Source organism: Fodinisporobacter ferrooxydans, assembly GCF_022818495.1.
Taxonomy (GTDB): Bacteria; Bacillota; Bacilli; order Tumebacillales; family MYW30-H2; genus Fodinisporobacter; species Fodinisporobacter ferrooxydans.
In genome coordinates this window covers 662,947-684,706 of the sequence record NZ_CP089291.1, presented here as the reverse complement: position 1 = coordinate 684,706, position 21,760 = coordinate 662,947, and the positions used below count along the sequence as shown (strand labels likewise).

The 21,760-nt window shown below is 45.2% G+C and carries 20 protein-coding genes; 15 read left to right on the top strand and 5 right to left on the bottom strand.

What is annotated here, in order from left to right:
• Nucleotides 1-6: 6 nt before the first annotated feature.
• From cpaB to nikC, 14 genes are all read left to right on the top strand, one after another.
• Nucleotides 7-567: a Flp pilus assembly protein CpaB gene (gene cpaB / locus LSG31_RS03345; protein WP_347437993.1), complete on the top strand. Its 561-nt coding sequence runs from the start codon at nucleotides 7-9 to the stop codon at nucleotides 565-567.
• Nucleotides 564-1,745 (top strand): CpaE/TadZ family protein, encoded by a 1,182-nt coding sequence (locus LSG31_RS03340; protein WP_347437992.1) that lies wholly within the window; start codon nucleotides 564-566, stop codon nucleotides 1,743-1,745. Before cpaB ends, LSG31_RS03340 begins: the two co-directional genes overlap by 4 nt.
• A gap of 12 nt (nucleotides 1,746-1,757) precedes the next feature.
• The gene (locus tag LSG31_RS03335) at nucleotides 1,758-3,104 is read left to right on the top strand and encodes a TadA family conjugal transfer-associated ATPase (protein ID WP_347437991.1); all 1,347 of its coding nucleotides are present in this window, start codon (nucleotides 1,758-1,760) and stop codon (nucleotides 3,102-3,104) included.
• Between the two features lie 2 nt (nucleotides 3,105-3,106).
• Nucleotides 3,107-4,093, top strand: coding sequence for a type II secretion system F family protein (locus tag LSG31_RS03330; protein WP_347437990.1), 987 nt, complete (start codon nucleotides 3,107-3,109; stop codon nucleotides 4,091-4,093).
• Nucleotides 4,094-4,096: 3 nt separating this feature from the next.
• The gene (locus LSG31_RS03325; protein ID WP_347437989.1) at nucleotides 4,097-5,038 is read left to right on the top strand and encodes a type II secretion system F family protein; all 942 of its coding nucleotides are present in this window, start codon (nucleotides 4,097-4,099) and stop codon (nucleotides 5,036-5,038) included.
• Nucleotides 5,039-5,114: 76 nt separating this feature from the next.
• Complete coding sequence (locus LSG31_RS03320; RefSeq protein WP_347437988.1) at nucleotides 5,115-6,536, top strand: sensor histidine kinase; 1,422 nt, start codon at nucleotides 5,115-5,117, stop codon at nucleotides 6,534-6,536.
• Nucleotides 6,508-7,149 carry a response regulator gene (locus LSG31_RS03315; RefSeq protein ID WP_347437987.1) on the top strand — a complete coding sequence of 214 codons (642 nt, stop codon included), beginning with the start codon at nucleotides 6,508-6,510 and terminating at the stop codon, nucleotides 7,147-7,149. The genes LSG31_RS03320 and LSG31_RS03315 overlap by 29 nt, the downstream gene beginning before the upstream one ends.
• 34 nt (nucleotides 7,150-7,183) lie before the next feature.
• On the top strand, nucleotides 7,184-8,329 hold the full coding sequence (locus tag LSG31_RS03310; RefSeq protein WP_347437986.1) for an acyltransferase: 1,146 nt from the start codon (nucleotides 7,184-7,186) through the stop codon (nucleotides 8,327-8,329).
• A 694-nt stretch (nucleotides 8,330-9,023) separates the two neighbouring features.
• Complete coding sequence (locus LSG31_RS03305; RefSeq protein ID WP_347437985.1) at nucleotides 9,024-9,785, top strand: gamma-glutamyl-gamma-aminobutyrate hydrolase family protein; 762 nt, start codon at nucleotides 9,024-9,026, stop codon at nucleotides 9,783-9,785.
• Nucleotides 9,786-9,810: 25 nt separating this feature from the next.
• A complete protein-coding gene (locus LSG31_RS03300) occupies nucleotides 9,811-10,812 on the top strand; it encodes an ABC transporter ATP-binding protein (RefSeq protein ID WP_347437984.1) in 1,002 nt (333 codons plus the stop codon).
• Nucleotides 10,813-10,838: 26 nt separating this feature from the next.
• Nucleotides 10,839-11,810, top strand: coding sequence for an ABC transporter ATP-binding protein (locus LSG31_RS03295; RefSeq protein ID WP_347437983.1), 972 nt, complete (start codon nucleotides 10,839-10,841; stop codon nucleotides 11,808-11,810).
• Between the two features lie 166 nt (nucleotides 11,811-11,976).
• Nucleotides 11,977-13,608 carry an ABC transporter substrate-binding protein gene (locus LSG31_RS03290; protein ID WP_347437982.1) on the top strand — a complete coding sequence of 544 codons (1,632 nt, stop codon included), beginning with the start codon at nucleotides 11,977-11,979 and terminating at the stop codon, nucleotides 13,606-13,608.
• A gap of 130 nt (nucleotides 13,609-13,738) precedes the next feature.
• Entirely contained in the window at nucleotides 13,739-14,743 is a 1,005-nt protein-coding gene (locus tag LSG31_RS03285; protein WP_347439431.1) for an ABC transporter permease, read from the top strand.
• Between the two features lie 50 nt (nucleotides 14,744-14,793).
• Nucleotides 14,794-15,657, top strand: coding sequence for a nickel transporter permease (gene nikC / locus LSG31_RS03280; RefSeq protein WP_347439430.1), 864 nt, complete (start codon nucleotides 14,794-14,796; stop codon nucleotides 15,655-15,657).
• Nucleotides 15,658-15,693: 36 nt separating this feature from the next.
• On the opposite strand, the gene LSG31_RS03275 is transcribed toward nikC, so the two are convergent.
• The 4 genes from LSG31_RS03275 to LSG31_RS03260 all read right to left on the bottom strand — a co-directional run bounded on the left by LSG31_RS03275 (nucleotide 15,694) and on the right by LSG31_RS03260 (nucleotide 20,219).
• Nucleotides 15,694-15,861, bottom strand: coding sequence for a hypothetical protein (locus tag LSG31_RS03275; protein WP_347437981.1), 168 nt, complete (start codon nucleotides 15,859-15,861; stop codon nucleotides 15,694-15,696).
• A gap of 30 nt (nucleotides 15,862-15,891) precedes the next feature.
• The gene (locus LSG31_RS03270) at nucleotides 15,892-17,508 is read right to left on the bottom strand and encodes a methyl-accepting chemotaxis protein (protein ID WP_347437980.1); all 1,617 of its coding nucleotides are present in this window, start codon (nucleotides 17,506-17,508) and stop codon (nucleotides 15,892-15,894) included.
• A 315-nt stretch (nucleotides 17,509-17,823) separates the two neighbouring features.
• Nucleotides 17,824-19,059 carry a WD40/YVTN/BNR-like repeat-containing protein gene (locus tag LSG31_RS03265; protein ID WP_347437979.1) on the bottom strand — a complete coding sequence of 412 codons (1,236 nt, stop codon included), beginning with the start codon at nucleotides 19,057-19,059 and terminating at the stop codon, nucleotides 17,824-17,826.
• A 122-nt stretch (nucleotides 19,060-19,181) separates the two neighbouring features.
• Nucleotides 19,182-20,219, bottom strand: coding sequence for a stalk domain-containing protein (locus LSG31_RS03260; RefSeq protein WP_347437978.1), 1,038 nt, complete (start codon nucleotides 20,217-20,219; stop codon nucleotides 19,182-19,184).
• A 107-nt stretch (nucleotides 20,220-20,326) separates the two neighbouring features.
• Here LSG31_RS03260 and LSG31_RS03255 point away from each other — a divergent pair, with 107 nt between their 5' ends.
• The gene (locus LSG31_RS03255; RefSeq protein ID WP_347437977.1) at nucleotides 20,327-20,524 is read left to right on the top strand and encodes a DUF1653 domain-containing protein; all 198 of its coding nucleotides are present in this window, start codon (nucleotides 20,327-20,329) and stop codon (nucleotides 20,522-20,524) included.
• 54 nt (nucleotides 20,525-20,578) lie between these two features.
• On the opposite strand, the gene LSG31_RS03250 is transcribed toward LSG31_RS03255, so the two are convergent.
• On the bottom strand, nucleotides 20,579-21,469 hold the full coding sequence (locus LSG31_RS03250) for a DMT family transporter (protein WP_347437976.1): 891 nt from the start codon (nucleotides 21,467-21,469) through the stop codon (nucleotides 20,579-20,581).
• Nucleotides 21,470-21,760 lie beyond the last annotated feature (291 nt).

The following is a 21,760-nucleotide window of genomic DNA, read 5'->3' as shown; positions in this document are numbered from 1 at the left end:
ATAGCTATGAAAACAAGATCTTTATGGCTTTTGTCCGGTGCATTCGCTTGTATTGCGACATTTGCCTTATATAGTGCAATGTTTTTGCATACGGACAAACATGAAACAACAAAACAGACAAAAGCGATTCCTGCTGCCTCGGCCACTGTTCCCATTCATAAAAACAACCCCAAACCGTTTGCGATTCAGCAAGGAAAACGTGCCATGTCTGTTGCGGTAAATGACGTTCAAGGTGTATCGGGATTCCTGGCGCCTGGAGATTACGTGGATGTGGTAGCGATGATTCCGCCGTCGCAAGGAGAAAATAGTTCCTCGCAAATTCTTTTGCAAAATATTAAAGTGCTGGCGGTCGGGATGATCAAAGGAGAGAAAGACCCTAAAGCTGCGACGGCGGCAGCATATAAAACGGTCACATTGGAAGTCCTCCCTGGTCAAGGTGCGAGTCTCGCCTTGGCATTGCAAAAAGGTTCCGTTGCGTTGATGCTGCGGAGTCAGGAAGACCATTCCATTGATCCAGGCAAGATTGTTACATTGGATCAACTGCATAAAGGGGAGATCCCCAAATGAGCTTGCAATGGATCGCACACCTTGACGATGCGCAAACAGAAGCAGCTATACAACAGATGGCCCGAAAACGCGGAAGAGAGTTCCGGATCGTTTCTGATTATGAAGAATTAAAGGGGAAGATGGAACGGATCGAGCGGGGAATCGTATTTTTGGCAGGCTCTCAAGAACGTATATATGATCAATGCCGGGAGCTTACTTTGCAGTACCCGGACGTTGTAGTTATTTTACTCGTATCTGCCGCGGATTTGAATATCAAACGTTCCATGCATGCGGGCGCTTTGGATGTTTTGACAATTCCGCTGCGGCAGGAAGAATTGGAACAAGCAATAAAAGAAGCAGAAAAACGTCTGTCGCAAAAATTGTCCGGTATGCAGAGGGGAGAACTGCCGCAAAAGAAGCAAGGACGCGTACTTGCCGTTTGCGGAACAAAGGGCGGGATCGGCAAAACTACGATTTCTGTCAACACGGCTGCGGCGGTTGCCAAGTATGGTTCAAGTGTGGCAATTCTCGATCTCGATTTGCAATTTGGCGACGTAGCTGATTTTTTTGACATGGTTGCCAAACGGACCATTTATGATTGGGTAAAGGAAGGGCTGCCTGATCCGCAAGGTACAATCGGGAAATTTTTGCTGCCGCATGAGTCTGGTGTTCACATTTTGGCGGCACCGCAACGGCCGGAATTTGCTGAAGTGATTACAGGGGAACATGTCTCCACGGCGCTTGCAACTTTGAAAGACACGCATGACGTAGTACTCATTGATCTTCCGTCCGCTTTGTTAGAGACAGGACTCGCGGCGTTGGATGAAGCGGATGAAATTCTGTTGGTCACATCGATGGAACTGCCGACATTAAAAAATACAAAACGCTTCTTGGAAACAGTGGAATCATTGGGATTGAAAGAACGTGTCAAAGTGATTTTAAATCGCGATTCGGAAGTGACAGAAATACGCCTGGACACTGTGGAAACGATTTTGGCAATGTCTGTGTATGCGAGAATTCCAAGTGAAGGAAAAATCGTCGTGCCATCTGTCAATCGCGGCATTCCTTTTGTTTTATCAAGCCCTCGGGCAAATGTTTCAAGGAGCATCTACACATTAGCCGCGAGATTATATAAGCGCGAAAGAAGCAATCTGAAGGCAAAAAAGAAATCATTGCTGCAACGAATGTTTGGCAGATAGGGAGTGGGGAGTATGTCACTCTTAAAACGATTGAATGAGCAAGAGACGAACGCAAGGCAAGTACAAGAGGGGAAATTGCAGGCGAATCCCGGAAATGAGAAACCAAAAGAACGAGAAATAAAAATTCGACTCCACAAATATTTGGTCGAAGAGTTAAAAAAACATCCGAACGTAAAAGAAGATCATATTGTTTCGATGATCCCGAAGCTTTCGGAACCATTTTTTGAACAAGATTCGGAACGGCTGACATTTGAAGAGAAACAATCCTTATTGACGACTGTTTGCAACGAATTGGTGGGTTATGGACCCATTACCCAACTGTTGGAGGATCCTGAAATTTCGGAGGTCATGGTAAACGGTCCGTTTCAAATCTACGTTGAAAAAAAAGGAAAGCTTCATCACATCCAGACATTTTTTCGTGATGATGAACATGTGTTGCAGGTGATTGAACGAATTGTTGCTCCGCTCGGCAGACGAATTGATGAAAGTATGCCGATGGTCGATGCGAGGCTGCCGGACGGTTCCCGTGTGAATGCAATTATACCGCCGTTGGCGTTAAACGGGCCTACAATCACCATTCGCAAATTTTCACAAACACCCTTTGCGATTGAAGATCTGATTCGGTTCGGGACGTTAAACGAGCAGATGGCGCAATTTCTAAAAGGATGTGTAAAAGCGCGGCTGAATATTTTTATCAGCGGCGGCACAGGTTCGGGAAAGACGAGCACATTAAACGTCCTTTCTTCCTTTATTCCGCAAAATGAGAGAATTATCACAATTGAAGACGCGGCAGAATTGAAGCTTTCCCAAGAGCATGTAGTCTCTCTCGAAACACGCCCGTCCAATATTGAAGGAAAAGGAGCCATTACCATTCGCGATCTCGTACGAAATGCTTTGCGAATGCGCCCGGATCGGATTGTCGTAGGGGAAGTTCGCAGTGCGGAGGCTCTTGATATGCTGCAAGCGATGAATACGGGACACGATGGGTCGCTGGCGACCGGACACGCCAACTCGCCGCGGGACATTTTATCCCGCCTTGAGACGATGGTGATGATGGCCGGAATGGAACTGCCGGTTCGGGCCATCCGGGAACAAATCGGTCGAGCCATTCAATTGATTATTCAACAGTCGAGACTGAAGGATGGAAGCCGCAAAATCACACATATCACGGAAATCGTAGGACTTGAGGGCGACACCATCGTACTGCAAGATTTATTCGTGTTTCGGCAAACGGGAATGACGAGTGAAGGAAAGATTTCAGGGAAATTTGTATCGACGGGGATTCGGCCCCATTGTATGGATATTTTGGAACGGTTCGGAATGGAGTTTCCACCAGACATGTTCCGAGAGGACTGGTAAGCATGACGGCGAAGATCTTGATTATAATCGGTTCGTTTTCCTTCTTTCTCGTCCTCTTCGCTTTGTTGGGAAGTCGATTTACACGAAAATCGAGACGGTTAAAGCAGAGACTTGCACGCATGATACAGCCAAGACCAGCCATTGTTGATGCCGAGGAAGAAAAAACATCGTCGCAAACGCAAGTGGTCCCGATGTCGAAAAAACTTCTGCAGCGGTTTTCCCGACAATTTGCCGGCAAATTATTTTTACAAGGATGGGAGAAAAAGCTGGAACAAGCAGCCATTCCTTTTACTCCGGAAGAATTTTTTATAATCCGTCTGTTTGCAGGGGCAGTATTTGCGTTTTTGGCATATGTGTTCGGGCAGCGGCTGCTTGTCGTTTCTTTAGCGGCATTTGGTGTCGGCTACTGGCTTCCTGACCGTTATGTAAAGATCAGAAAAGAAAAACGTCTACGCCAGTTTTCCTTACAGTTGCCGAATGCTTTGGGTACAATGGCAAACGCGATGCGTGCGGGATTCAGTTTTTTACAATCGCTAAAAATGATTGGACAGGAGATGCCTGATCCAATCGCAGTTGAAATGAATCGTACACTACGAGAAATGAACTTGAACATACCGGTGGAAGATGCGTTTCGAAATTTACTGGAGCGATTGCCAAACCGGGATTTGGAGTTGGTCGTCTCAGCATTGCTTGTACAGCGAACAACCGGCGGAAACTTGGCGGAACTGCTTGAATCCATGCAGGAAACCCTGCAGGAGCGGGTGCGGATTCAGGAGGAGTTGCGGACGTTAACGGCACAAGGCAGAATGTCTGCCTGGATCATTACACTTTTGCCTGTTGTTCTCATAGGGTTGATCGATATGATGAATCCGGCGTATTTTACACCGATGCTAACAAGCCCAATCGGTTGGGCAATGATTGGTTTTGCAATCGTTTCCGGCACACTTGGCTGGCTGGTAATCCGCAAGATTATCCGGATTGAGGTGTGACATATGGAATATAGTGTCTTTGCTGTTTTTAGTTTTTTGTCCCTCACATGTTTTTTTGCCGGAATTCTAACGATGGTCCGTCAGCCGCGAATGGCCATTCAGCAAAGAATCGAGCGGCTGTTTACGAAGGATCATGGCATGCTGGAACAAACACCATCCGAAAATGATGCCGTGAAAAGAAACCAATCCTTTCGAGAACGGGTCTTGTATCCGGTTTGGACATGGATTCGCAATCGATTCAAAAAATATATGCGTGCAAAGACAGTGAGCAGCCTGGAGAAGAAACTGCGGGAAGCAGGTCAACCCTTCGGATTGACACCGATCGATTATCGAGTCATACAATGTCTCATCGGGGGGAGCTTTTTTTTGCTGATCTTTCTGCTTTTGCTGTCAATTGGGGCGGCAATCCCCCGGGCTTTGCTATTCTCTGTCATCGCAGGATGTTTCGGCCTGCTGTATCCGAATCTGTATCTTGACTCGAAAAAACGTCAGCGATTGATGACGATCCAAAAAACCATGCCGGATTTTTTTGATATGGTGAACGTATCTGTCGAGGCTGGGTTAGGCATCGATCAGGCATTGTGGAAAGTAAGCAAACAATTGGGCGGGCCTTTGGCATGGGAATTTTTGCAGACGTTGGATGAAATGCGATTGGGGAAATCAAGGCGTGAAGCATTCTCTCATTTAAGCAACCGGATTCCTATGGATTCGTTCCAAAGTGTGATGAGCGCACTGATCCAGGCAGATCAACTGGGAATCGGCATGGCGAAGGTGATTCGCATTCAGACGCGCAGAATTCGTGAACATCAACGGCAACTAGCCAGAGAACGGGCGATGAAAGCACCGATCAAGATGATGTTTCCTCTGGTGATGTTTATATTTCCAACACTTTTTATCGTGTTACTCGGACCTATCGTCATTTTATTAATGAAAAATTTTTTTTGAACATCCTCTTTGAGCGGACGTGAAACACAAGCGGGCAGATGTATAGAAATCATTTCAAGAGGTTTGGATTGTTTTTATGGTAAACTTACATGGTAAAATAGAAAAATCATGTGCGCAAGATAAGATGGGTGATATACGGTTGTATCGATGGTTGCGGGAACGCTCTTGTCTCATAGGTGTTGGCATCGGGTTGATTGTTTTTGGCATTGTGTTTCCCGACTGGTTGGGCCCCGGGGAAATCGGTCTTGATCGATTGTTGCAGGCAGCAAAAACATATCCCACGGGAAATTCCCTTGTGATTGTATCTTTTGTGCTCGTATTATTGAATACGATTCATGCATTGCCTCATTATTTGGGAGCCTTTCTGATCGGGGATGTCATCGGTGAACGGTATAAGCGGATGTTTCTCAAAACGGCGATACCGATTGCATTGATTCCTGCCGTTTATATCGTGATTAACAGCATGCAGCATTTGAAATACGATTTCGGCGGGCCTGCTGTTCTGGCATTGCTGTCGATCGCTTTATTGCACAAATTCACCGGTAATATCTGGCGGCCGGCGATGAAATTGCTTGTATTTTCACAAATATTGATCGGCTTGCAATGGTTGGATGAAGTGCCTGCATTTACGGACTACGGATTCGGGCGAGGAGTGATTTCGCTTCAAGTCAAACAGTTAGCCATACAAATCGGCTTTGACCAGGCCATGACGGTATATGGGATCATTTTTTGCTCGATATTTGTCATTAACGCTGTGATTTTAACGGTTTTCCTCATTATGTCTGATCAGCGATTGCAATTCAAAGAGACGTTGCATTATGCGCAAATCGAAGCCATCGAGTCGCGGGCCGATCGGGAAGTTTTGCAGCTTGTTCATGATCTGAAAACACCATTGACAGCCATCGAGGGATTGAGTTCTTTAATCGAATTGTATGTGCAGGAATCAAAGATCAAGGAATATTGCAGGAATATCTCCCATTCGATTCGAAATATGAGTGAGATGATTTCGGAAATTCTGTACGAGAATCGCAAGAGTTGGTGCAAGCTGGAAAGTTTGATAAACTATGTCCGCGCAGGCAGGCTTAGCGGCACAAATGCATCCTTGCAAATGGACGTCCCGGAACATCTGGATACGCTGATCTGGGTGAATCGCATCCGGATGACACGGGCATTGGTAAACCTGATCGACAATGCATTTGATGCTGTGCGTGAACAAGAGAATGGCACAGTGACATTGCGCGCACAAATTCACACAGATGAGATTTGGCTGGGAGTCTCTGATAACGGACCAGGGATACCTTCCAAGGAACAAGAAAAAATTTGGCAAGCCGGATATAGTACGAAAGATCATCCGGGCGTGGGATTGTCATTTGTTCGGCAAGTGGCGGAAGGTCATGGCGGCAGGGTAGAAATCGACAGCAAAACATGGAGCGGAACGACCATATGGATCAAGATGTCAAGAGGTGGGAATGAAGTTGAAAATTCTGATCGCGGATGACGATAGGACCATTCGTTATACACTTCGGGAGATCTGCAGCTTTGCCGGATGGGATGCATGCACTTGCAGCAATGGCAGGGAAGCACTGGAGTATTTCAAACAAGAGCCGATGGACGTTGTCCTTGTGGATTACCACATGCCGGAAATGGACGGTCTGGCAACGGTGCGTGAACTTCGCAAACTCGATACGAATGTACCGATTTTGGTGTTAACGGTAGATGAGCGGCAAGAGATTGCGGATCGCTTTTTGGATGCGGGTGCTACCGATTTTGCATTAAAGCCGGTAAAGGCGCCTGATTTGATTTCCCGGATTCAATTGCACATACGTCTCATTCAACTGACACAGGATGTACGGGAATCGAATCAAAAATCTTCCGAGAGCGTATTTGTCACGAAGGGAATCAATCAATCCACATTGGTATTAATTCAAGACTTTTTGCAGTCACACGCAGAATCGTTCAGCATCGATGATTTGTCAGAAAAACTGGGATTGGCATATCCCACGGTTCATCGGTATATTACGTATCTCTTGCAAAACGGAAAGATACAGACGGTTGTCAGCTACCAGAAAATTGGACGTCCCAAAAATCGCTACCAATGGATTGGTTTGTAAGAGATTGTTGAATTTATGAAAAGGGAAACGGTGAATGGCTAGAAAAGAGAAAATCCAAGAATTAGATGTAATACGAGGTCTCGCATTTTTGGCTGTCGTGATGCAGCATACACTGGGAGCCTATATACGGCAACCTGCAGTACAAACTTCTGAATCGATCCTGTTAGGCATGCTGTTTAATATTTCCAAATTTGCTGTCCCAGCTTTTGTATTCGTCACAGGAATTGTACTTTTTTACAATTATTTTGACTCATTCAGTTACATTACGTTTATAAAAAAACGCGCAAAAGAAATTTTGGTACCGTATTTGCTGTGGACATGCATTTACGAGCTGTATTCAAACGGAATTCCTGTCGTCACTATGACGTGGATCAAGAGTTTTGCGAAAAACATTGTCTTGGGAAGAGAATACTATCATCTATGGTTTGTCGTAATGATTTTTCAATTTTATCTAGTATTTCCGATTCTATCAAGTATCTTTCGGTGGTTTTATCGGCGGATTACGAATGTTCGGCGATTTGTGATCGTATTCGGACTGCTCACCGTACTTTTTGCATCGTATATGTGGTTTGTCTTGAATGGCATTATTGGAGGACAAATACACTCAACATCCTATATTTTCAAATTTTTTGCTCGCTTTATTGACCGGAATTTCGTTTCATGGCTGTATTATTTCCTGCTGGGTGGGATTGTCGGTGTGTCGATCAACAAATGGCGAGAGTTCATTATCCAATCCATCAATTGGAATAGCTTCGTTTTTGTATTTTGCTTCGTCTGGGTCGGTCATGATCTATTGCAAGGAATGAGCGCAGGAAGAGTGGATCTGAATTATTCTACATCTTTAAAGCCATCCATGTTTTTTTATTCGATTTCGGAGATTTTGATCATTTATGGAATTTCATTCGTCATCATTCGTAAGCAGTCATTGATTTACTCGCTGTTAAAATGGTTTGGTGATTATTCCTATGGAGCGTATTTGGTTCACGCATTGGTCTTAATCTATGCAGTGAAACTCACAAACTATCTTCTCCCTGCACATGCGTTTCTCTGGAAGACATTTGTGGCTGCAGGGATTTGTTCACTGGCAGCCGTATTTTTCACGTATCTTATCAGCAAAATGTCGTATGTCAGTATTTTGGCGGGATCTGCGCGGAAGAAAAAGATAGTACTTGTAAAATAATCATTACATGATAAATTAAGCGTATTTTCGTGGCGCAAAGTAAAGCGTATCGGGCGAATCAATGAGTGAACGGATGGTCGATGTCTATTTTGACAAGGACTCTTACAAAGAATATTAAGAAACGCGATAACTCTTTAGATGAAATCGTAGATAACGAGATCGTCTTGCGACCCCTACCAACTCAATCAGAGCAAGGCGATCGGCGTTGTTTGCGCGACTGCATGAGTTCTCATGCACACCCCCCAGTAGTCAGTGACTTTTTTATTCCCCTGCACACGGTAACTTGCTCCACGACTTTGGCATCCACTTATAGAGGATGTTCAAAAAGTAGTTAAAACTCCACGGCGGATTGCTTTGCCGAATCCCAAAGAGATTTACTCATGTACCAAACACGTACACTCCGTCGCCTTTTCGTGTTTCGGCTTCGCACTCCTTGTGTCTTACTTAACCACTTTTTGAACACGCACTTATATTCCATTTTTTTCATGGTTTTTCTCTTTTTTTCTCTTCGGTTTTGTTTACAAACTCGCTATAATCGTCTTAAAAGTTATCAAAAAATTTAATTTAGTTTAATAAAGTTAATATACTTAAAGTTATAGCAATAATTCTGTGGCTTCTTTTTAAAAAATAAGAAATTTCTGAACATGGGAAATCCTCATGATCGTTCGGATCGTTGAATAGGAAGGTTGATACGATGAAACCGTTGATTGGTTTAACGGGCTACTACCTGGATCAAAGCGAGACCGGGAAAAACCGCCAGCGCGGCTTGCCGGGACAAGATATGGCTATGTTTTCATACGATTATGCCCGCTCCATTGAACGTGCAGGCGGCATTCCTGTCATGCTGCCGATTCTGGAACCGTCTTCCATTGGCAAATTGCTGGAGCGGCTGGATGGATTGCTTTTTGCCGGTGGTGCAGATGTGAATCCATTGCATTACGGGGAAGCCCCAAAGGCTTATCTTGGAAGTGTAGAAGAAGAACGGGACACATTCGAATTACTGCTGGCGGGACAAGCGCTTTTAAGAGATATGCCGATTTTCGGCATTTGCCGCGGCCTGCAAATCTTGAATGTAGCCCAAGGGGGCTCACTCTATCAGGATTTGCAGCAGGAAATGGGACCTGAACACTTTCATGCACATGAACAGTATCGCAAATGGCAGGCAACCCATACAGTCCGCATATCGCCGCAGTCCCGATTGTACCAAGCGGTGGGACAATCAGAGCTTATGGTAAATTCCTATCACCATCAAGGAATCAAATTGCTGGGAAATGGTTTTGCAGCGACCGCACATTCCGCTGATGGTGTCATAGAAGCGATCGAATCGCAAACACACCGTTTTGTGGTAGCTGTACAATGGCATCCGGAAATGATGTCGGAGAAGCATCCGTTGCAGCAGCAACTGTTTGATTCCTTTATCCGGCAAGTGCGCAATCGGTGCAATGTACCGGCATAATCAGCGTAAGGAAGGATGTTCGCACATGAAACCGTTGCTTTCGATACAAAATCTGAAAACGCATTTTTTTACGGATGAAGGTGTTGTCCGCTCAGTCGATGGAGTCACCATTGAAATTGGCGCCGGAGAGACGGTGGGAGTTGTCGGTGAGTCGGGATGCGGGAAAAGCATCACATCCCTTTCCATCATGCGCTTGATCCCGCAGCCGGGAAAAATCGTGGACGGAACGATCCAATTTCAGGACAGGGACTTATTGCAACTGTCGGAAAAGCAAATGCGCAGTATTCGCGGAAATGAAATCGCGATGATTTTCCAGGAGCCGATGACAAGTTTAAATCCGGTATTCACGATTGGCGACCAGTTAGTCGAGACGATTCACTTGCATATGAAGCTCAACCGCAAACAAGCATTAAACCGGGCGGTCGAACTTTTAAAACAAGTAGGCATTCCAAGGGCAAGCGAGATTGTGCATGAATATCCGCATCGGTTGTCAGGCGGGATGCGGCAGCGTGTGATGATTGCGATGGCGATGGCGTGCAATCCGAAGTTGCTGATTGCCGATGAGCCCACGACTGCTCTCGATGTGACAATTCAGGCGCAGATTTTGGATTTGATGCGAAAAATCCAAAACGAATCGGGGACTTCCATCTTGATGATCACGCACGATCTGGGAGTTGTCGCCGAGATGTGCGACCGTGTCATCGTCATGTATGCAGGGAAAATCGTGGAACAGACCGATGTCAAGACATTGTTTAAAAATCCGAAACATCCCTATACACAAGGTTTATTGGCATCGATGCCAAAATTGAATGAACGGCGTGAGCGTTTGGCATCCATCGAAGGACAAGTACCTACGCCCTTTACCATGCCGCAAGGCTGCAAATTTGCACCGCGCTGCCCATTTGCGACAGAACAATGTTTACAAGCAGAGCCGACGTTGCTGCAAATCGAATCGGAATCAGATCCACACCAAGTACGCTGCTGGCTTCATCAGGAAGAACCGGCAACACTCGAAACGATTCGTTAGGACTGTGTTGGAAAGGAGGGGCTCTGATGGCAAAACCATTATTGGAAGTGAAACAACTGAAAACCTATTATCCCATTCACGGGGGGTTGCTGCAGAAGCAGCAAGGGTTCGTCAAAGCGGTGGACGATGTTTCGTTTGCGATCTTTGAAGGGGAAACATTTGGTCTGGTGGGAGAAAGCGGATGCGGCAAATCGACCACAGGGCGAACGATTATGCGTTTGACAGAACCGACGGACGGAGAAATCCTTTTCCAAGGCAAGAATCTGCGGACGTTAAAATCCCAGGAAATGCAGCGGATGCGGCGGGATCTGCAGATGATATTTCAGGATCCTTATGCATCACTCAATCCGCGCATGACGATACAGCAAATTCTGGAGGAACCTTTGCTTGTACATGGCGTGAAAGATCGCAATGAACGGAAGCACCGAATCAAAGAATTGCTGGAAGTTGTCGGATTAAATGAATATCATGCCGGACGCTATGCCCACGAATTTAGCGGTGGTCAACGGCAGCGGATCGGGATCGCGCGCGCAGTGGCATTGCATCCGAAATTGATTATCGCAGACGAGCCTGTATCTGCATTGGATGTCAGCATCCAATCACAGGTATTGAATTTGATGCAAGATCTGCAAAAACAATTCCAGTTGACGTACTTGTTTATCGCACATGATTTGAGCGTCGTACGGCATATCAGCAATCGGATTGGCGTCATGTACTTGGGACGACTGGTTGAGATCGGGGATCGGGACAGCTTGTATGATCATCCGCGGCACCCGTATACGCAAGCGTTGCTTTCTGCCGTTCCGGTGGCAGACCCGGAAGCAAAACGGGAGCGGATTATTTTGCAAGGAGATGTGCCAAGTCCTGCGAATCCGCCACAAGGATGTGCGTTCCATCCAAGATGTCCACAATGTATGGAGATCTGCAAAACGGTCCGACCTGTGTTAAAGGATGTTGGCAACGGACAACAAGTGGCTTGCCACTTATATAACGAATAGTTCTTGATTCGTATCGGATTCATCGGATTCGTATCGGCTGTTTTGAATGAAAAATTCACCATGCGGACGGTGCACGTGTTCAGCAAGTGATTGCGAGAAGACGTGATCAGTCATACAAAATGCTTGCAAGACGCAAGCGAAAACGATCAATAAGGGGGAAACAGCAGTGAAGAAATTTGCATTAACCATGTCGGCAACAGTTTTGTCGGCGACCATGATTCTTGCTGGTTGCGGATCTTCCAATCCATCCAATACCGCATCCAACGCAGGCGGCAACTCTGCAAAATCCGGCGGCAAAACGTTAATCTTTGGTCGCGGGGGCGATACCGTCACACTTGATCCGGCAAATGCAACAGATGGTGAAACATTTCGCGTAACCGACAATATTTATGAAACACTTGTCGCGGATAAACCGGGAACATTTGATGTGAAGCCAGGTCTTGCTACTGACTGGAGTGCATCCAAAAACGGATTGAAGTGGACATTCCATTTGCGCAAAAACGTGAAATTCCAGGATGGCACGCCGTTCAATGCGGATGCTGTCGTATTCAACTTCAACCGCTGGATGGATCCGCAAAATCCATACCATAAAGGTGATTTTGAATATTTCACAAATATGTTTGGCGGATTTAAGGGGAATCCGAAAGCTGTCATTAAAGATGTGAAAAAGCTGGATGACTATACGGTTGAAATCGATCTGGCACATCCATCTGCACCATTCCTGGCAGATTTGACAATGGCCGCGTTTTCGATTGCATCACCGGCGGATGTGAAAAAATACAACGGCGATATCAAGGATCATCCGATCGGTACCGGTCCATTCAAGTTTGTAAGCTGGAAGCCAAACGATTCCATTACACTTGAGAAAAATCCAAGCTACTGGGATACAGGCAAACCAAAACTCGACAAAATCGTATTCCAGGTGATCAAAGACAACAAAGCTCGTTTGAATGCGCTGCAAGCAGGTCAAATCGACATTATGGACGGTTTGAATCCGGCAGACGTACCAACTGTAAAAAACGATTCGAATTTGCAGTTGTTCACGCGCCCGAGCAACAACGTCGGATATTTAGCCTTCAATACGCAGAAAAAACCGTTCAATGACCCGCGCGTGCGCCAGGCGATCAATATGGTGGTAGATAAGAAGGCGTTGATTGATGCGTTCTACAATGGCATGGCTGTGCCGGCAGTATCCGTATTGCCTCCTAGCATGTGGGGAAATGATACAAGCCTGCAAGACTATCAAGTCAATATTCAAAAAGCAAAACAATTGTTGGCAGAAGCAGGATATCCGAATGGCTTTAAGACAGATCTCTGGGCAATGCCGGTCGCTCGTCCGTATATGCCGCAGCCGGAAAAAATCGCTGCCGCTTTACAAGCAGACATGAAAAAAATCGGTATTGATGCAAAGATCGTCACATACGATTGGGCGACTTACTTAAAGAAAACGGCAAATGGCGAACATACTATGGCGCTTCTTGGTTGGACAGGCGACAACGGGGATCCGGATGATTTCTTGTATGTATTGTTAGACCAAGACAATGCGAATCCGCCTGCACAAAATATCGCGTTCTACAAAAATCCGGAAGTTCATAAATTGTTGGTTCAGGCGCAACAGGAAACCGATCAAAACAAACGTGCGGATCTATATAAGAAGGCTGAACAAATTATTCTGAAAGACGCTCCATGGGTGCCGCTTGTTCACTCCACACCACCGATGGCAGCGTCCAAAAAAGTAACAGGATTTGTTCCAAGTCCTGTAGGCAGCGACATTCTTACAAATGTCGACATTAAGTAATTAAAGATTTGATAAACGAGTCTGTCACAATTTCAAGTTTTTGCAAGAAACAATGGGGGCGCCGATTGTGGCGCCCTGTCTATCATCGATTGGCCGCGTAGTGCCTGAAGGCAAAATTGGAGGTGTTCTTGTGCTATCCTATACACTTCGCAGGATCGGTCAATTAATTCCTGTGTTGTTCGGTATGTCGATCGTCGTGTTTGCGATCATTCATGCGATTCCGGGTGATCCTGCACAGGTCATACTGGGCGAGAAAGCAACTTCGGAATCGATTCACAATCTGCGGCAACAATTAGGACTTGATCAACCGTTATATCTGCAATACATCCATTATATCGGACAACTGTTTCATGGCGATTTGGGAACTTCTTTGGTTACACAAAGGCCAATCAATCAGGAAATCGTGCCGTATCTGGCGGCAACAGCCGAATTGACGCTCTTCAGCATGGTATTTGCTATCGTTATCGGTGTAAATGCCGGCATCTTATCCGCCTGGAAACGCAATACCTGGTTTGATTATGCAGCTATGATTATCGCATTAGTCGGCGTATCCATGCCGATTTTCTGGCTCGGTCTTTTGGAACAATGGCTGTTTTCTTTACAGCTTCATTGGTTGCCGGTACTCGGACGGACGAATCCGCGCGACCCGGTCACTTCGATCACCAATCTGTATCTATTGGATACGCTTCTTTCCGGCAATTTGCAACAGTTTTGGTCAGTTGTGCGCCACCTGATTTTGCCAGGTGTTGCCCTTGGAACCATTCCAATGGCCATTATTGCCCGAATGACGCGGGCAAGCATGTTGGAAGTATTTAAGCATGATTATATTCGTACAGCTCGTGCCAAAGGTTTAGGTGAATTTTGGGTTGTTTACAAGCATGCATTAAAAAACTCTTTTGCTCCTGTCTTGACAGTCATTGGATTGCAATTGGGCTCCTTGCTTGGCGGAGCGATTTTGACGGAGACGATTTTCGGCTGGCCAGGTGTCGGACGCTATATGTTTGACGCGATTGGCAACCGTGATTATCCGGTCATTCAGTCTGGTATTCTTGTGCTTGCAACTATATTTATCGTCGTGAATTTAATCGTGGATTTGCTGTATGCGTATTTGGATCCGCGAATTCAATATAAATAATGGAGGGATCGTAGATGCAAGTGGAAAAATCGTTCGGCGTGCAAAATTCGATGCCCTCTGTTGCGAAAATTTCCAAAAAGTCCCCTTGGCGGGAAGGATGGAAACGGCTGCGCAAACAAAAAGCAGCCATGTTTGGCGGCATCATCATCGTTTTGTTTATCTTGGTTGGGGTGTTTGCACCGTTGCTGGCGCCATACAATCCGAATATTCAACATTTGGAAATGCATCTGCAGCCGCCATCTGCCCACCACTGGCTTGGTACGGATGATTCAGGGCGAGATGAACTGTCGCGGGTCATGTATGGCGCGAGAGTTTCATTGACGGTCGGATTTTTCTCTGTGATCGGATCACTCATTGTCGGTGCTTTATTAGGATTGATTGCCGGCTATTTTGGAAAATGGGTCGATGTGCTGATTTCTCGAATTTTCGATGTCATGTTGGCATTTCCAAGTATTCTGCTGGCGATCGCAATCGTCGCCATTTTGGGACCCGGATTGTTTAATGCATTATTGGCCATCGCCATTATCAATATACCAACGTATGGACGGTTGATTCGCTCCAAAGTATTAAGTGTCAAACAGGAAGAATATATTACGGCTGCCCGTGCGCAAGGAATGTCGAAGACGCGGATTTTGTTCCGGCATGTACTGCCGAATAGTTGGACGCCATTGATCGTACAAGGGACATTGGGAATTGCGACAGCCATTCTCGATGCGGCAGCACTAGGGTTTCTTGGGCTTGGCGCACAGCCGCCTCAATCCGAGTGGGGAAAAATGTTGTCTGATTCAAGGGAGTATATTACATCTGCTCCGTGGACCGTTTTGTTCCCAGGTATAGCGATTATGTTGAGCGTCCTTGGATTTAACCTGTTTGGAGATGGATTGCGTGACGCTCTCGATCCAAAAATGAAGTAAGAAGCCATTCGAAATGCAATGTTGGCACGGAAAACGCTAAATGTTGCATGGAAAACCGAGAATTGAAAACTGTGATTTTGGAAATTGCAATAGGGAAAACCGCAAACGCTGGACAAATTGCCAGCGTTTTTGCCGCGTTTTCGTAAATGTGGCAAGATTTCTTGCCGGATCGGTTTTCAAGCGATCCGCAGAATCTCGGATCATCGGGTAGGAGCTCCGGTTTCAAGACAGGTTTTATACATGAAATCTACCGACGAGATGCTGCAGATCATCTGCCATTTTGGAAAGCGTCGAGGCTGAAGCAGAAATGGTATCAATGGAAGCAGATTGTTCTTCCGTATCTGCTGATACAGACTGTGTTCGGCTGGCAGTCGTGAGTGTTACTACTGATATCTGATTCATTGTTTCCACGATTTGTTCTGTTCCTGCGGCCATTTCCTGTACGGAAGCGGAGACTTGCTCGATCTCATCCGCTACTTGATGGAAGGAGTTTTCAATTTTATTGAAGGACTCTCCAGCGGAGTGGACAGCCTTAATCCCTTCCGAAACTTCCTGTGTTGTTGTTTCCGTAATGGATACTGCATGTTCTGCATCTTGTTGAATGGCAGAAATTAAATGGACAATTTGTTTGCTGGATATCGCTGCTTGTTCCGCCAATTTTCTCACTTCATCCGCAACCACGGCGAATCCTCGTCCATGCTCGCCTGCCCTGGCCGCTTCAATGGCGGCGTTTAATGCTAATAAATTGGTCTGTGAAGCAATATCTGTGATGACTTGTGTGATTTGACCAATGGATTGCGAGCGATCGCCTAAGTGTTTGACTGTATCTGCCAGGCCATTTACGACAGTATGAATCGATTCCATTTTTGCGATTGTTTGCCGAATGGAATCCCTGCCGGATCGGGCAATATCTGCTGCCTGAATCGAGGATGATGAGACAGATTGGGCATTTGACGCGATCTCCTGGATTGACATCGACATTTCGTGTATGGATGTATTTGCTTCATCCGTGCTTTTTGCCTGATGTTCCGACCCTGTGGCTACTTCTTGCATGAGTGAAATAATGTGAGAATTTGCAATGCTGACCTGATCCACACTGGCGTTCAATTCCTGGGCGGATGCTGCTACTTGCTCAGCGCTTGTGCTGACTTTGCGAACGATGTCTGCCAGACCGAGCGCCATCTTATTGAGTTCAAATTGCATCTGTCCGAATTCATCGCGGGATTTTGGGGTGAGTCGATACCCTAAATCGCCTTTTCCGATTTTGCGCATAAATTGTACCCATGTTTGATATGTTTTGCGAAATTGCCTGCGATCCCAGGCAATCACAAAGAAAGCGGTTGCAAGAGAAACCCAGGAAATCGTCAGCCTCCAATTTGTTTCAGGCAGCAAAATGGCTAGTACACCAATCAGATAAAAGAGCGTGAACGGGAGGCCGATTTTCAGATTTCGACTGAGACCATGTAAAATTTGCCCGGAGCGCAATGCATACAACTTTTTGCCTTTTACGCGAACAGGTGTTGAAACATCAATCAGTTGCTCGCCGGTATTGCGGGGATAAAAAAAGGCGGATGTTGCAGTAACTTGCGCACATTTTAAACCGACAGGGTCATTAAAATAAACCCCTTCCCGGAAATGGTTTGTATGAATCTCTCCAAATCCATCTTCGCGCACCAATACAAAATACTCCAAATCGCTGAGTTCTTGCTCCATGATGTGGCGAATCGAAAGGATCGCCTGATCTGTTAATTGTCCGTGTGTTGCAAGAACTGCCTCAATTTTTTTCGCCGCATTTTCGACAATGGACTGTTGTTTTTTTACCAACCTTCTTGGTAATGTCTGTTTCTCCATCATCTGACCCACCTATCTCTGATTTTTAGGCATAGGAAACCTTTAACGTCCGATAAGTCCTCTTAACGGGTGTATTTCGCAAGAATTTTCGGCTTCGACAGGGAGGTGACACACTGCAGAGGCCGCAATGGGAAATTCGCCAGCTTTCAATAGAAAATCCTATAGTTTTTGGCAGCATAAAATAAATGGTTCGCTATCGAATATCCGATTCCTTCAATTCAAAACAAAGAAAATTCATGAATGTTTCATGAAAGAAAAGAGGTATTCGCAAACACCTCTTTGGAGTCGTATTATTTTCTGGTTTTTCAAGTTGAATTATTTTCCGCTTTTTTCAAATTGATATACAGTTGTCCAGGTTTGGCCCCCATCGTTTGTCGAGTATAAGATCGACGGGGAGTTCGTCAATAGCCATCCATCTTTTGGATTCAAGAAAGAAACCGAACTTTCTTGTCCAGGGAATTTATTTTTGGTATTTGTATAGGTAATACCTCCGTCTGTCGTGAAACCTATCCCTACAGTTCCATGACCTTCACATGCAGGACAGACTCCTGCCAGGATCATCGATTTGGAGTTGAACGCAACCCAATCACCCGGTTTTGAACCTGGGCCTGCTTTGCCTTTGGATGCTTGCTCGGAATATCCGGGCGCCGGTCCGCCGCCGGCCGTGGACTGCAGGATGACAGGCGTCCAATGAGCGCCTGCATCGGAGGAATGCAGCAGCGTATAGGATGTTTGGGTCATTCCGCTGCCTCCGTAAATCATGACCCAGGCATCCTCTGCTGATGTGGATTGAATCCATGCTTTGGCAATCGGAAACGCCGTAGGCCGTTGGAAGACGATATTCCAATGTTTTCCGCCATCAGCAGTACGTTCAATTTTGTAATTGGTTTTGTCCCTGACGACAGACCAGCCGGTAGTGGCATCGTCAAAATACGTACCTACTGTTTGCAAATAGTCGGGAATTTGCAGTCTCTTCCAGGTTACTCCCCCGTCTGTCGTCATATGACCGCCATAAAATCCATCCGTATTTGACGTGAAGCGGAGTGTGCTTCCCGATTGTACATCGGAGATCATTGCCCAATGGTTGCCTCCATCTGTTGTTTGCAGCAATACGTTTGTTTGCACAGCGCCGGTATCATCCATGTGTGTGCCAAGAGCCCAGCCGTGTGCAGCATCATGAAATTGAATGGCGGTGATCATGTAAGGACCATGATATTGTTCATACCATTTCTGACCGCCATCGGAAGTATGGAGAATAAAGCCTTGTCCGCCGATCCATCCCTCTTGATTATTCAAAAAGGAAACGGATGTGCCGGGATAGGATTTTGCAGAATCAATGGGAGTACGATATGGATTGCCGGTTTTGGTTGATTTGGAAGAAACAGGATCTGTCTGATTTTTGTTTTTGTTCGACTGTATTGTTGTTTGTTGTTTGGATGTATCAATTGTTGAAGCTGTGGGTTGCGTTGTCCCGCAACCAGCTATAGACAACACAATGCCAATGGATACGATGCCCGCGATCCATGTGGGGTGAACATGAAGTCGTTTCACAAAGAAGCCCCCTTTTATTCGAGTTCAATAAAATAGACGGGATACGCCGTTCAATTGTTTCGAAAGACAACTACTATTGGAGTGATTTTTAACAATTCAGACTTTCTTCCGGAACTATCATATTATTGGGAAATCGCTTTCCAGATCGGGCTTTCTGTATTGATAAAGTCCATTACATCTTGGTAGGAAATTTTAAATTTTGGGAACCCGTAAGCATATGGTGTATATTTATAAGGCGGAAAATAAATTGTCAAACCATCCGATTCAAGATAGAAACGTTCATCTTTGCTGATACTTTGAAAAGGGGAGAATGAGTCAAGGATATGATTGGTATCTTGCTGTTTAATCATGTCGCTTAATTTTCCAATATAATCAGAGTTCGGTTTGAAAAGGTCGGAAAGTGAATAGACTGCTCCGCTCGACAAGTTAATAATCAAAGATGTTTTGGTCGGTAAACCGTGTGCACCACCCGTATAGAGATAACTATGAAATACCAGATTTAAAATATTGCCGCGATGGAATTGAATACGGTAATTGGATCTGTACTCTACTACGTCACTCAGGCTGTTTATAACTGCTTGCTTTTTGAGTATCGAGTTGATTTGGGATTGTACAGATGGATCGGATAATCCTGATAGCTCAGGATAATAGATGATTTGCAAGGGGGTATCTGTTAAAATCGATTTTTTTAAGAGTGAAACGCCATTGCCTAAGTCAACGTTCGGATCGGAAAAAATGTCTACCGTTTTTTTTGATTCGTTCCATTGGACGGTTGCCCCTAATGCTTGGCAGATCGTGCTTACAGGAACCATCATATGTCCATGCAGAATCTGAGGTTCGACACCCATATCGATCGATTGACCGTTCCATTTGGCAATGGAGGAACCGATTTGCAATTGCAGGCTTGTCCCATCATTGGTGACAGTAACCGTTTCATCTTGCGGATTCCACTGGGTTTCTGCTGCGAGTGCAGACGCGATATCTTGAACGGGAACAAATGTGCGGTCATCGATAATGACAGGAGATTCTTGGAAAGATTGGTATTGGCCATCAATCATCACTGTTACGTTTGGGAATTGGTCTGCAAATGCGAGAGTAGGGACGAGACTGGTATAGAGAAGTGTTCCTGCCAAAACAAAAGAAACGATATGTTTTTTCATTTTATAACCCCCTTGTCGAAATCGAACGTTCTTTAATAATTAGGACGAGACACAGTATAGTTAAGTTAGGCAAATTTCAAAAAAATTTTATCCGAAAAGGTGGTTGCATGTTAAAGTTATACAAACATTATAAAGGAAACTTTTATATCGTTGTGGGCGAAGGAAGGCATTCGGAAACGGAAGAGGAATTTGTTATTTATCAAAGCGTCAAGGAAGGATCACTGTGGATTCGCCCGAAAGAGATGTTCTATGAAAAAGTAGAAATAAACGGACAATGGGTGCCGAGATTCGAAGAAATACGATGAGATCGGCACACATGTCCAAATATTGAAGCATTGAATTGTTATAAGACGCGAAGATCATTCCGCAGTGTTTTTTACCAATTGCGGTGCCTGTTTTACTGGACGGTTGACGAGATAAATGCTGATAATCGTCAAAATCAATCCGATCAGAAGGAAGTTTGACACAGGTTCATGCAAAACGAGAGTTCCGACCACGACAGAAACCATTGGGACGAAAAATGTGTATGCAGAGACGCGGCTTACTTCTCCATGTTGAACCAGCCAGCTCCAGATGACCCAGGAAAATGATGTGCCGATAAACATTCCATACAACAACGTACCGATATAAGGAAGTGTCCAATGAATCGCGGACCACTTTTCAAAGGTGGTTCCTGCGATGATTAAAAAACTTCCGCCGATCATGCAATGCATGGAAACGAGCCAAAGCAGATGAACTTGGTTTTGAACTTTCTTTAAATAAATCGTTCCGATTGTCCAGGCAATGGCAGTAATGATTCCAAGCAGGATGCCGAGAAAGGAATTTGGCGCTGAAAATCCGGCTTCACTTACAGCGGCCACGCCCAAAAATCCCAAAATCAATCCGATGATTTTTGTGGGTGTCAAAGGTTCCTTGAGCCATAACCAGGCAAGGAATCCGACCAACACAGGCTCCAAATATACAATGACAGAAAACAGCCCGGATGGAAGATAGGACAGTCCTACCGTTTGCAGTCCAAAGAACAAGATGACATTAAATATGGATGAGACGATGTAGATCGGCCAATTCTTTTTGAATTGCAGTTGTTTATACTTCGGCAGCGCTATTACACCTAAAATAATACCGCCTAGAATGGTTCGCAATCCTGCAAACAAAATCGGCGGTGTATATTCCAATCCGATTTTATAGACAGGCCAGGAAAATCCCCACATGAGAATTAAAACAATGATTGCAAACGTCGTCTTGCGCATTCCCATACCCCCAAACCAATGACAAATGATTTTTAATCATGTATTTACCGTATCGAAAATTCCTGCATACATCACCAATTTATGATTTCATACTTATGGTATATATGTAAAGATGTTTCTTTGTATTGCAAGAGAAAAATAAAAAATATGATCAAGCAATTCATTGCGCGTCCATGTGAAAACTGGGCTGCCTGCAGTAGTTTGCTACTTGCAGACAGCCCAGTTGGTGAAGGCGAGTGGAATGGAATCCTTGCTAAAACCCGATACTGCGAGGATTCAGCAGCCAAGCCG